This is a genomic window from Candidatus Hodgkinia cicadicola (assembly GCF_002774925.1).
In genome coordinates this window covers 22,080-35,545 of record NZ_CM008783.1, presented here as the reverse complement: position 1 = coordinate 35,545, position 13,466 = coordinate 22,080, and the positions used below count along the sequence as shown (strand labels likewise).

Here is a 13,466-nt window from a genome sequence, read left to right as displayed (position 1 = left end):
GATCAGTTAAATAGGTTCATCAAACGTACATCTTCAACAGGCTATTGCCATAGTCGGATTAACTATTGAAACAAAATTATAATCCACCATCCATATCTGACAACATAATAATATGTTTACTTATTTTACATCGGTTAACATTTTTTTTAGTACTTTTCGATTTTATATTCGAGATTTCAACATCAAATGTTCTTATTTATTAGCTTTTACTCTTTCTTTTGGTCGTTGTTCATTAAATTAATATCTCCCAGTCAGTTGTGTATGTTGGTTTTTTGTATTTCTGTTGGTTAAATAATTTATAATTAGTAACCATAATTAGTACTGACCGTTTGATTTTATGTTATTAGCAATTGGGATAGTAATAAACAACTAATCCTATATTGTTAGTACATAAGATCAGACGTTAAACAGGTATACTAGGTTATAACAAAAAAGTTATAGCTTAAGTTATTAAGAGTTTGATCCTGGCTCAGAACAAATGCTGGCGGCAGGCCTAACACATGCAAGTCGAGCGGACAACCTCAACAGGTTGTTAGCGGCGAACGGGTGAGTAACACGTGAGAATCTACCTTGTTCAACGGGATAGCTTAAGGAAACTTAAGGTAATACTGTATAATTCCTGCAACAGGTAAAGAAATATTTTGGAACAAGATGAGCTTGCGGTAGATTAGCTAGTTGGTGGGGTAAAAGCCTACCAAGGCCAAGATCTATAGCTGGTCTGGGAGGACGGACAGCCACATTGGGACTGAGACAAGGCCCAAACTTCTACGGAGGGCAGCAGTGAGGAATATTGGACAATGGGCGGAAGCCTGATCCAGCCATGTCGCATGAGTGACGAAGATCCTATAAAAAGGGTACAGAATATTGTACCTTGGATTGTAAAACTCTGTTTATTTAATGATAATAGTGATAGTAAATAGATAAAAGCTCCGGCCAACTTCGTGCCAGCAGCCGCGGTAATACGAGGGGAGCGAGTGTTGTTCGGTATTATTGGGCGTAAAGGGCATGTAGGCGGTTTTGTAAGTCAATACTTAAATCTTGAAGTTCAACTTCATTACAGGTATTGATACTGCATAACTATGAACTTAATAGGGGTGAACACAATTCCAAGTGTAGAGGTGAAATTCGTTGATATTTGGAGGAGTACCAGAGGCGAAGGCGGTTCACTGGGTTAAGTTGACGCTGAGGTGCGAAAGCGTGGGGAGCAAACAGGATTAGATACCCTGGTAGTCCACGCCCTAAACGATGAGTGCTAACAGTCTGGTATAAATACACATCCCGAAAATATGTCTTCGGATATATCGTAGGTTGTACGTTTTATATTTAATTGTATAGCTAACGCGTTAAGCACTCCGCCTGGGGACTACGACCGCAAGGTTAAAACTCAAAGGAATTGACGGAGACCCGCACAAGCGGTGGAGCATGTGGTTTAATTCGAATCTACACGAAGAACCTTACCAGCCCTTGACATTTTAGGCTAAACATGTTAGAAATAATATGCCACTTACAAAACGTAAGAATGCCTTGAACAGGTGCTGCATGGCTGTTGTCAGCTCGTGTCGTGAGATGTATGGTTAAGTTCCATAACGAGCGGAACCCTTACCCATAGTTGCCGAAAACAAATAATGAGTGGTTCTCTATGGGGACTGCTAACGAAAAAGTTAGAGGAAGGTGAGGATTACAACAAGTCATCATGGCCCTTATGGGCTGGGCTACACACGTGCTACAATGGCAACTACAAAGAGTCGCAATACTGTGAAGTGGAGCAAATCTCAAAAAGTTGTCTTAGTTCGGATTGTACTCTGCAACTCGAGTACATGAAGCAGGAATCGCTAGTAATCGTGGATCAGCATGCCACGGTGAATACGTTCTCGGGTCTTGTACACACTGCCCGTCACACCATGGGAGTCAGTTCTATCCGAAGATTCTAGATTTAGAATCCAATGTAGGATCGATGATCGAGGTGAAGTCGTAACAAGGTAGCTGTAGGGGAACCTGTGGCTGAAAACAAAAAAAATGTAGTCTTTAGTAAAGATTACAGTGCTTCAAGAAATTGAAGTAGTAAGAATTCGTTATTTGGTACTAATCAGTACTACAATTTGATTACTGGGTAAACCAGTATACCTCATTCTTTCTCATTTTCTTGTGGGGTTGGTGATTTTGGTAAAGATAAAACCTGTTGATGGTTACATCCATCTCTGATCACCAGAGACATTTTATTTCAGTACTATTAAATTTGATTACTCAATGTTTATATTTTTAATCTATACAAATACTATTAATCAATCACTTAATTAAACGATTATTCTGATACTTGTTGTTGTTTTTTTTAAAATTAATAGAAAGAATATAGTATCTGAAAGCATCCGGTGGATGCCTTGGTATGCATAATAAGTGACAGGAACATGGAAGTGATGAAATGTTATTTACCTCTAATTGAGGACCTTGGACGTTGATTCAAGGTGTCATGGACGCAGGGAACTGAAACATCTTAGTACCTGTAGGAAAATATATCTTAGATATTCTGTTAGTAGCGGCGAGTGAAACCAGATTTTGGCTAATATATTTTGATGTTGAACAACAATTGTTTGGAAAAACAAGCAACAGAGGTGATAGTCCTCACTTTGTTGGCATCAGAATTATGAATAAAGTAGAACGAGACACAACAATCTCGTCCGAAGATAGGAGGACCACCTTCTAAGCCAAAACATATATGCATAACCGATAGTGGACTAGTACCGTGAGGGAAAGGTGAAACAGAATCCCGAACAGGGTAGTGAAACAGATCCTGAAACCGGATGCTAACAAGCAGTCAGAGGATCCAAAGATCTGATGACGTACCTTTTGTATAATGGGTCAACGAGTTGTTGTTACAAGCAAAGCTTATAATTGAAATTAGGCGAAGCGAAAGCGAGTCCACAAAGGGCAAACAACAAGTTTGTAACTTCAAACCCGAAACCGAGTGATCTAACCATGGACAGATTGAAGGTTGATGTTTATCGACTGGAGGATCGAACCCGTACGTGTTGCAAAACGTTGGGATGATCTGTGGTTAGGGGTGAAAGGCCAATCAAACTCGGAGATAGCTGGTTCTCTGCGAAACCTATGTAGGTAGGTTGTTAGTCGTATCCCAACAGGGGTAGAGCTCTGGATGAATCGTTAAAATGAATAATTTTAATAAAATTCAACCAAACTTCGAATACTGTTGTCGAATTTAACTGATAATCACACTGCGAGCGATAACGTCCGTAGTGGAAAGGGAAACAACCCAGACCTTCGATCGAGGTCCTTAAATCTGAACTAAGTGAGAAAGGTGATGAATGTTCGAAGACGATCAGGATGTAGGCTCAGAAGCAGCCATCATCTAAGGAAAGCGTAACAGCTCACTGATTGATGGATTTTCATGCCGAAAATGTAACGGGACTAAGTTCAGTACCGAAGTCAAGGGTATTGCCAGTTCGAGCAATACGGTAGCAGAGCATTCCGTAGACCATGGAAGGCAACCCGTAAGGGTTGTTGGAGGCATCGGAAGCGAGAATGTTGACATGAGTAACGATAATTGAAAGTAAGAATCTTTCACACCGAAAGACCAAGGATTCCCATTCCAGGATGTTCCGAATGGGGTTAGCCGGTACCTTAGGCCAAGCGCAAGCGCATAACCGATGGCAATTCACGTTAATATTCGTGAGCCTTCAACAAGTGACTTAACTTAAACCTGTCAAATCTTATTGGATTTGGTTTGGCTTATGTTTAATTGTTAACAAGAAACAACTTGTAGATATAGACCGTACCAAAAACTGACACAGGTGGTTGGGTAGAGTATACTAAGGTGTATGAGATAATTGTGCTGAAGGAACTCGGCAAATTGTATGTGTAACTTCGGGAGAAACATAACCTGACTTTGGGAAACCAAGGTTGGGTATAATAGAAATGGGGGAAGCGACTGTTTACCAAAAACACAGGACTCTGCAAAATCGTAAGATGAAGTATAGAGTCTGACGCCTGCCCGGTGCTGGCAAGTAAAATCTAAAATGTTAATAGCGTTTTGATGAAACTCCATGTAAACGGCGGCCGTAACTATAACGGTCCAAAGGTAGCGAAATTCCTTGTCGGGTAAGTTCCGACCAGCATGAATGGCGTAACGACTTCCCCGCTGTCTCCAGCACAAGCTCAGTGAAATTGAAATCCCCGTGAAGATGCGGGGTACCTGCGGCAAGACGGAAAGACCCCGTGCACCTTTACTGCAACCTTGTATCGATGTACTTTGGTCAATTGTACAGTGTAGATGGTAAGTGATGACCGTTGGCCGTTAGCTCAACGTAAACTGTCAATGAAACACCATCCTGTTGTCAAACAATATCTTTATTACTGAAAGCCAATCTTGATGTAAGAAAATGCAAGGTGGGTAGTTTGACTGGGGCGGTCGCCTCCTAAAGAGTAACGGAGGTGTACATAAGGTAGGCTCATGACGGTTGGAAATCGTCAGTAGAGTACAATGGCATATGCCTGCTTAGACTGCGAGACAGACATGTCAAGCAGAGACGAAAGTCGGTCATAGTGATCCAATGTATCAAAGTGGAATGGACATTGCTCAACGGATAAAAGGTACGCCGGGGATAACAGGCTAATAACCCCTGAGAGTTCTTATCGACGGGGTTGCTTGGCACCTCGATGTCGACTCATCGCATCCTGGGGCTGAACAAGGTCCCAAGGGTATGGCTGTTCGCCATTTAAAGCGGTACGTGAGTTGGGTTCAGAACGTCGCAAGACAGTTCGGTCCCTATCTGCCGTGGGAAAAAGAATATTGACGGATCCTGTCTCTAGTACGAGAGGATCGAGATGGACATACCTCTGGTCTACCTGTTGTCGTTGCCAACCGGCATGGCAGGATAGCTAAGTATGGAATAGATAACAGCTGAATGCATCTAAGCCGGAAGCTAAACCGAAAATATATTCTATTAAGAGAAGTGATAGACTATCACGTTGATAGGCCAGATGTGTAAGTATGGTAACATATTTCAGCTAACTGGTACTAATATCTCGAAAACTATAAACAAACTGTTAACAACTAAAACTGAAAGAAGTAAATACTTATGCCCTTCGGTAATTTAGTTTAAGAACAACGACGCATTACCATGTTGAACATGAATAGTTAAAATCTTAAACACCTTGTTGTCCTTTCAGTTAAATGATAGGATCGAAGGTTTTACTGGTGGGTATTCCACCTTCCACATATGGAAGGGTATAGATAGATCTCATTAAATTCATGATTTATAAATCACAGGATCAAATTCATGTCTCCGTTGTATCATTCACTACTACTTTATGTTAAATTTTTAATAAATCAAAGACCAAACACACCAACAAACACATCGGTACAACATCCATGAACACAATTACCTATCACAAGTACAAGTTCTGATCCCAATTAAACTCTTCAACCAATGCATAAACAAAATATTCCAACCACAACCACCAATCTCAACTAAATATCATTGGTTTATTACTTACAACCTTATTATCTTCGTGAAACATACCATAGTTATAACATTTCTATATCCGTATGTTCTTTTATAACCCTTTCTTCGTTTAAACTTACAACACAAACACCCAACATCAACAAAACTACCAATTACTTTACCCAAAGCCAACCAATTGTTTCCATCATCATAGATCAGATCATTACCGCATTTAAATGTTAAAACTTTTGCGACTACAACGTTCCTATGATTAACAACACCATCAGTCCTCAATCTTATTAACATATTCCGAGATATCCTATATTGGTTATTATTTAATTGGATAAACATGGCTGTTTCGATAACTTTACAAATTCCGACATCACGTCTAATCAAACAAAATCAACACTAATCCGAACTTAATACTACCATCTCCTTCTTTTAAACCATGTTGTTTCTAGTTATCAATCAATGAAACGAACAGATTTCCGATTGAAGATTACTTTTTATAACTTATAAGAACTAAACACCAATAAACAAACAAAGTTGTCAACATGTTGTTGATTACATGGTAACACCTGTCATAATACCAAAAACTGACATGTTTTCATTGGATGTTTGGTCGAGCCATTACAACACGGACACAATTTATGTTTTAATCTTAAATCTAAACATCAGATTTTAACACAATTACAAATACACATGTTCAAGCTAAACCTCTAATTCCCCAAGATTTGGATCTCCAACATCGACATAATTGATATTATTAATTAGTATACTTTATAACTACTAACATTATCAAAGGTTGATTAAACCAAACGCCAACACACATGTTAACATCATAAGCTCTCATTGGCCAATTCTGTCCCTATAAATTACTATTAAAAAACAAAAACCAAAACATCGAAACGTTTAATATAAATCTGAAATAAACCAAATGGCTTATACTATAAAGATATTTGGACCAAACGTTGTAGCAAAACAATTAACCCCTTATTTAAGATATCAGTTATCTTAACATGTTGTCAAAAATCAGAACAATCCGACATCGAACTCATAACTACATTATTAAATACTATAAACAAAACATGTAACCGTTGGCTTTAATTATTTAAAATAACAACATCCCAACAAATATCACTTAAACATGCCAACCACCCTTCTACTCGTTGGATTTTGGTCTCCGGATTATAATAATTTATAAAATTAACAGTTAAATCCTATACAGATAAACATTTCCATGATTAGAACTGCACTGATAAAAGAATACACCCTTTGATGTGAAGATCTGTCACATATTAGAAACATTATAAGCAAGTGATTTATAAGAATAACATCGATAAGTTTAACCAATATACTCATACGTTTGATTTATGGTATTTTTGTTTGTTGGTGGTATGTAAATTATAAGTTAAAACCATTCTATCGTATAATAAGAAGATTAAAACGAAAAACAAAGAAAGTAATAAGATGAACTTGAAAAAAAATAAAAATTATCTTAACTCCAATATCAATTCTGTTATATTCATTGACAGATTATAGGTGGTTAACATTTTACATCATCGTTTTAGCCAAACTCTTCGATAATCTATGTAAACGAGAAGATGAACGGGAATATTACGAGAACTACTATGAAAATGATGAAGAAGACTATGAAAATAAAGATGAAAAAAAATAACGAAGATCAAAATGGTTAAAGAAACATAAACATGTTTAACCTGTCTGATAAATTTTGATTAACAACATCCAGATATAAATTATGGAGATAAACATATTCAATAAAAACAACGAAGTAACAATCTGAATCATCTACTTATCTAATAACAACCCATAAATAACTAACAGAATCAATTACTTAACCAAAATTAAAACAAAAACCAATAACAATACTAGCTGATGGTACCACTTAAATAAAAATATTCTGATGAATATGGATAATGGATTCATGAACAACATTCCTCGTTAATTAGATTAACAATTCCATTCAAGAATACATCTGAGATGATAAAGAATAAGAAAATACCAATGGAACACATGATACGCTGACAACAAATAGATCTATGTGTTGCTATTATGCATGTTGGAACGATCCGATAAAACAATAGTAACATATATCGGGGATTAATGGTATTAACATCATAGTTTCTATGTATACTCATAGCCAAACGATCACACATTGGTGGTGGATTTTGTTTCTAGTCCTTTAAAACATTTCTGTAAGATGTTCTTAACAGAATTCAGTATCTATTGTTGACTTCTTCAATTCAATAGATGAATATAAGTCTAATAGACATTACTTAGAATCAATACCAAGTTATATTTATTTGAAATCACTGTGTTCGAACAGTTCGAGATATTAGATGTTCGGTCAATCTGTAAATACATAAAGCCAACGTTCAAGCAGGTGTATTATATCAATGGATAATTCATGAGCAACACCCTTAATATCTAAGCCAGTAATACAAGGAGTCGATATATCGATTTGTGATTTAACTAAATACATAACAGGATGTTCGGATGTTGTTCTCGGATCGATATTTACAACAAAAAAAATCTTCGATTAGCATTTAATAACTCCGAAAGTCTTATCGGAACAACAAGTAGTAGTTACAATTACATCCTGATTTTTTTTTCTAAAAGTTTAGAACCAATCCTCGTTCAATCACATCATTACCATAATTTCGTTGTTAAAGGTCTGTAAATATTTAACCACATCATGTCATACAAGTCATTTGTTCAGTCTGATTTTACCATAATTTTCAGATCATAAACTCCAGAAGAAAAGATTACAAATAAAGTAATAACATAAATATCAGTTTACTCCTAAAACAACAAAACTGAAGATTATAAAGAGATTATTACAATGGTATTAAAATAATTGGATTAGAATGGTTATGGAAAAGATGTAAAAGCTTAACAGCAATGGCTGATACTAAAAAACAACAACATTCCAAGTGAATAACCAACAATCCGAATCATAAGATTATAGGATCGGCTTTGAAAACATTAATGACTTGATAAATGATTTTGATAATATAATTTAAACATGTTAACAACAAAAAAACATAAATCCGATCAAATTTTAGAGATAAACAGTTAAACTTAAATTAAAACCTTTATTAAACTGTTATTAAAAGTTACAACAGTGTAAAACAAATAGATTAAACAAAACTGGATAACAGATTAGCAGTAATTAATCTCATTTCCATGAAAATATAAATACATCGAATTGTATATAAATCTTATATTATAATTATAAAGATATATTAATAATAATTTAAAACAACCAAACACCAGAACCACAAGTTTGTTAATAATACCGATGTTGGATGTTATAACATAATAAAACTTACCGTTAACAACAAAAGCATAAGATAAAATGATCTAGATAAAACAAAACATCGAACATTTACATCAACATTGGATTAAATTAATACCGAAACAAACAAAAACATGAGGATGTTGCTTAAAATAGAATCAAACTGTTAACTATTATAAGAAAACCTGTTAAAACCAACATTTAACCCTATGTTTTACTAAATCAACATTTAAATTGACCACTTATTATCAAAAGATGTTCTTGTTAATAGATGGGATATATTATTCTATTAAACTAATTGCTATTGATAAGATTAAAACGTGAAAAAAACAATGGGGAACACTATATGTGAATAACGAATCCATAAATCCGACAACTGAAAACATCTACACATATAGAAACATCTTAACACTACCATGTTTAGATTCTAGATCTTGATGTATACGTTTGAAGTATGGAATGGATTATTCCTTTAAAATAAGAACATTTCTATGCTTAGAAGTTGTGAATAAAAGATTAGAACTTAAACAAGTTAAAGAAATACTTAGAAAAAGGTATCAATTGTTCAGAGATTCAACAAATAACATCATATTAAGAAAAATATCATGAACAGAATCGTTAGGAAGATCTGTATTAAGACTTAACAACTTAAAACAAACAAAATTATTAGTTAGAACATTATCAGTTATTAAATTTACATTAACATCTAAGCTAATAAAATCGAAAAATTTAACTAATATATTCAAATATGAAAGAAGTTATAAAGTAATATCGGCATTAACATCAAAGTTCAATCTCAATGTTCATAAATTTATATTTAACATAAATCTACACTTCAATTCGAGATCTATTGTGATTTACAACGATGTAAATGCATCAGAATTTAAAAAACATCACTTCGTTGGCTTAATAATTAATCATCTTAATAAAATTAGAAAACATAAAATCACTTCATTGAGATATTCGTATTATTTAATTGTTAATAGATTATCCAATATATGTCTAATTGGAACTGATTTAAATTTAATTGTGTTAACTACTAAATTTATTGAACTACTGATAAAAGTCCAACTAAAAACGACAAAACTATTAAAAACCTTATCAAAACCAGAGCTATTCTTAGAATGAAGAAACATTTCTATGCTTAATTATATTTATTTGAATTATTTGTTATCATTTACCAAAATAAAATCCGATCACAACCACTATGCATTAATTAATTTCAATATTTTTATTATTAATTCTTTAAAACACGTACCAAACGTCCACCTTAAATCATTTACATCTATCTATTAACCAATCTTCTACATCTGTTACAAAAGTTCTGGTACTTAACACCGATCTTGATTCAAACAAGACCACAAATCTCAACATCTCCACTTTCCATTATCTTCTTTGAGTAAAGAATATTTAATTTAATACTTTCAGATATATCATTGGAACTTATGTTTTTAAATAATTTTAATTTACTGACATCACTTACTATTATTGTTACTACGACCAGTTTATTTTTTATTAAATCCTTATCAAATAATACTTCATTAACAACACCTTTTATTACATTAATTAGTTCAAACTGCAATGCAACCATAGAATTAAATCAATTTGATGGTAAATTTCAAATAACACAGTTATAAATCTTAAGTTGATCAAAAATATTCTTATACCGTGTTGGTAAAATTGGATTAAGCCATTTGCATATCTGTGTTGTCCAACAATTTATAACATATAAACAATTCATTCTTTTAGCAGAGTATCTAAACTGACAATATAGTATACGTTTCGATAATTCAAAATAATCTGAGGATATATCTTTACATATACCTCCAATGAGGTTCAATATGTCATAATATAAACAATTATCATAAAGATAACGGATTTTGTTGTTTCAGATAACTAATTTATGTAAAATAAATCTGTCGATCTGACGTAACAATCCTGGAGCCAATTCAAATTCAGGTTCCATAACATTAAGTGCTCATTTTATTACATTATCTATTCTATATAACATTTCTACCATTTTCAATGATCAATTACCCTCTATTATCCTGTTTTCTGATAAACCAAAGCCAGAAACCCATCCTCTTGAAACGTTGTGGTCGTTGTTTATTATTTCATTTACTGAAATTCCAACAATAGATTTCGACATCTTTTTAAAATCAATATTCAAAGCAAACGGATGTGTTATCAATAACCTTATTGGCATCTTATCCTCTAATATAGTACTGATTATTAACAATGTTTGAAATCATCCCCTATGTTGATCTACACCTTCGATAACAACATCCCAAGGTAATCTACCATTCCTTAATTTATAAACCATACCCGCATCAAACCATACATCCAAGACATCATTTACCTTCGATCAATTGAATCTGTTATATCCATCATATAAAATTTTAATTTCTGATCAATACGAACCCATTTCTTTCTCAAATAAATCTCATAACCTTAAAAATAAATTTTTATCATAGAGTATCTTATTAAATTTACCTCTTACCAAACAAATAGGTGTTCCCCAAACACGTTGACGTGATACAATCCAATCTGCCCTAGTTCAAATTAGTTTAACGATTAATTCCTTATGTCATTGAGGTCTAAACCTTATATAATTAATAATCTTTTCGATTGCCATCTTTTTGTTGTAATCCAATTTTATATACCATTGAGGACTAACACAATTAATTACCAAAGAATTCGATCTTGTTGATCTAAGACACCGTTTATTCACTTCAACACAATTATGGATAAGCGAACAGGCTATAAGCTTATTTATCACATGTTTTTGTCCAACCAAACAATTAGTTATAACATCGATTGTCAATTTTTTAAAATATTTGTTGTTGTAGGTCAAAAAATTTCTTTTATATCCAGTTAACCTTACAAACCTGTTTAATTTGTTTGTTACATCAACGATTGATGTTTTAGTTCCAAAATCAACAACTATTGGCATATTTCTTTGATTAAAAACATTGAAAACATTAAAAGTAGTCATTACTTCAGCAGGTATTGGTCCATATAACCACGATTGATCATACTTATTTCTTTCTAACAACAAGATTGATCCATGTTCTAATCTTTTAAAATTTAATCCATTTACAGATACATTAACATATGTTCCTCATGGCAATGACCATAACATACAATTTCTAACCTGTATTCTTGATCCTAACATCCTGAATCTTGGAACAAAAAAATTAACCAACAATTCCAATAACGTTGGTGTTGATGTTATCTTAACTTGTCGTCTTTTAGATATTACACCACATACTTCACCTTCAAAACTATCAACCATTGAATCAGTAATATCGATATCTGGTATGCTGCTGTTATCTGTTATCGATCAAGCTGAATATTTCTTACCAAACATTATTATTCCTGTTTTAACAAGGTTATAGATTCTATCAGTTATCATCTTTTGAGCAGTACAAAGCTCAACTGTCTGTGATTTATAGCAACGGATTCCAAACATTTTGTGTTGCAATGCCTGTGTTATGGCTCAGTTTAATGAATATATCTTACATAAGAATGATAAATATCTTCTGTTCTTTGTTTTGGCTATTACTTGCAGTTCAATAGGTAATCCATGGCAATCCCAATTGTGTTTGATGCTCGAAGATTTTCCAAGTTCTTCATTGGCCTTGATACAAATATCTTTCAGTATTTTGTTTACCATGTGACCTAGATGAAGTTCACCGTTTGCAAATGGTGGCCCATCTAATACCCTAAACCTTTTTCTATTCAACATTCCAACAAAATTACAACCGCTATTACTTCGTTGATAACATGTATACCTAACATCTATAACATTTTCTTGTTTTTGTAACATGTTAATATTAAACATCTGTACTAATAGTCTGTTTTAATCAAAGTTATTTCTAAACATCGATAGATTCAATAACAAATGGATGTATCGTTTTAAATCCGATCATTTAAGTTTATGTTATTAAACAATATGAGTTCTAAATTAAATTTAAAGCTATTAAGTGCATGGACGTTGGTTTAATTTATAGATGTAGTTACAAGTATTCCAATTAAAACTGATTTAATTCTACATGATTGGAGTAGAAATACTCAATATCCATGTAATGATTTGTTCGGAATAACAACGGTCATAGAGTATTAATTAAGGGTAAAAAAAAATAGAGTTAAAACGAATAAACGATGTTAAATCCGTCTTTTATCAGCATCTATTTGATTAGATATTAATTTATAAACATAAAAATGTGAACAAAAAAAATTAATGGTTAAATATGAAAAACTACCAATGATGTTGATATAAAATTTACCATATTTTGTCAGGTGTTAATAATATTACTACCTATGTTAGTATTTAAAAGAACAATAACAACAGGTTAAGTGAACAAACATGTTTATAATTATAGTATTATCCATCTGATTCATGGATTGTTGGCTTTAAATAGGTTATGGTTAATGTAAACACAACAAAGATGTAAATGATGGTATCACATGTAGGTTATATGTACGTTGAAATGACAAACGACTAAACATGTAGGTTTTAAATCTTATCAATATTGGTATAGATTGAGTAATGTGAATTAAATTAGAGTCTTATATTAAGATTTGATTCATTTTATAAGGATTATTTAGTCTACTCATGAGTTTATGAGTTGAAATTAAACTGAAAAGACCTAATTCAACACAGATACTTGTGATTAAATAGATTA

The 13,466-nt window shown here is 33.1% G+C and carries 5 protein-coding genes and 2 rRNA genes; 5 read left to right on the top strand and 2 right to left on the bottom strand.

Translation table 4 applies throughout. The features are described from left to right. The first annotated feature begins 446 nt into the window (after positions 1–446). Both MAGTDC_RS01050 and MAGTDC_RS01045 read left to right on the top strand, forming a co-directional pair. Positions 447–2,017 (top strand): 16S ribosomal RNA (locus tag MAGTDC_RS01050). A gap of 329 nt (positions 2,018–2,346) precedes the next feature. Next, positions 2,347–5,056 (top strand): 23S ribosomal RNA (locus tag MAGTDC_RS01045). The 16S and 23S rRNA genes sit together here, the layout of an rRNA operon. A 451-nt stretch (positions 5,057–5,507) precedes the next feature. On the opposite strand, the gene MAGTDC_RS01040 is transcribed toward MAGTDC_RS01045, so the two are convergent. After that, positions 5,508–5,810, bottom strand: coding sequence for a bL21 family ribosomal protein (locus MAGTDC_RS01040; RefSeq protein ID WP_146656666.1), 303 nt, complete (start codon positions 5,808–5,810; stop codon positions 5,508–5,510). Positions 5,811–6,699: 889 nt separating this feature from the next. Here MAGTDC_RS01040 and MAGTDC_RS01035 point away from each other — a divergent pair. From MAGTDC_RS01035 to MAGTDC_RS01025, 3 genes are all read left to right on the top strand, one after another. Beyond that, on the top strand, positions 6,700–7,137 hold the full coding sequence (locus MAGTDC_RS01035; protein ID WP_146656665.1) for a hypothetical protein: 438 nt from the start codon (positions 6,700–6,702) through the stop codon (positions 7,135–7,137). 739 nt (positions 7,138–7,876) lie between these two features. Then, complete coding sequence (locus tag MAGTDC_RS01030; RefSeq protein WP_146656664.1) at positions 7,877–8,023, top strand: PLP-dependent transferase; 147 nt, start codon at positions 7,877–7,879, stop codon at positions 8,021–8,023. A gap of 1,103 nt (positions 8,024–9,126) precedes the next feature. Next, positions 9,127–10,074 (top strand): hypothetical protein, encoded by a 948-nt coding sequence (locus MAGTDC_RS01025; protein WP_146656663.1) that lies wholly within the window; start codon positions 9,127–9,129, stop codon positions 10,072–10,074. Here the strand turns inward: MAGTDC_RS01025 and MAGTDC_RS01020 are convergent. Beyond that, the gene (locus tag MAGTDC_RS01020) at positions 10,064–12,622 is read right to left on the bottom strand and encodes a class I tRNA ligase family protein (protein ID WP_146656662.1); all 2,559 of its coding nucleotides are present in this window, start codon (positions 12,620–12,622) and stop codon (positions 10,064–10,066) included. The two genes, MAGTDC_RS01025 and MAGTDC_RS01020, sit on opposite strands and share 11 nt — an antisense overlap. Between the last annotated feature and the right edge of the window lie 844 nt (positions 12,623–13,466).